We start from the raw sequence: 573 nt of genomic DNA, 5'->3' as shown, positions 1-573 counted from the left end.
TCACGGGGCAGGCGCGCTCGGACGTCAGAACGCGCCACTGGACCGCGCCGCCCGAGCCGCGCCAACGGCACCGCGGAACGTGCCACGCGCCTCCGACTGCCCGGTGCGCGCCGCTCCCGGGCGGCCTACGCTCGCCGGATGGACGAGGTGCGGGACGCGTACGGCGCGCGGGCGGAGGAGTACGCGGCGCTGCTCGGATCGGTCGACGCGGGGCCCGCGGCCGACCGTGAGCTGATCGGGTCGTGGGCCGACGGGCTGGAGGGCACGGTCGCCGACGTGGGCTGCGGGCCCGGGCACTGGACGGAGTTCCTCCAGCGCCGCGGAGCCGCCGCGATCGGCGTCGACCCGGTGCCGGAGTTCGTCGCGCTGGCGCGGGCGCGGTTCCCGGACGTCCCGTTCCGGCTCGGCTCGGCGCTCGAGCTCGACGTCGACTGCCTCGGGGGCGTTCTCGCGTGGTACTCGCTCATCCACCTCCGGCCGGCGGAGCTGCCCGGCGCGGTCGCGGCGCTCGCCGCGCACCTCCGACCGGGCGGAAGCGTGCTGATCGGCTTCTTCGAGGGTCCGCGCACGGAG

General features: G+C 77.3%; 1 protein-coding gene. It reads left to right on the top strand.

The annotated features are described in order from the left end of the window. Positions 1-138 precede the first annotated feature (138 nt). Positions 139-573, top strand: a 435-nt coding sequence (locus C5C24_RS17495; protein ID WP_104305571.1) for a trans-aconitate 2-methyltransferase, incomplete at its 3' end; no start/stop codon positions are given.

The organism is Rathayibacter sp. AY2B3, from assembly GCF_002931755.1.
Classification (GTDB): Bacteria; Actinomycetota; Actinomycetes; order Actinomycetales; family Microbacteriaceae; genus Rathayibacter.
The sequence above is the reverse complement of the archived record's forward strand: the minus strand, read 5'-3'. Positions and strand labels throughout refer to the sequence as shown.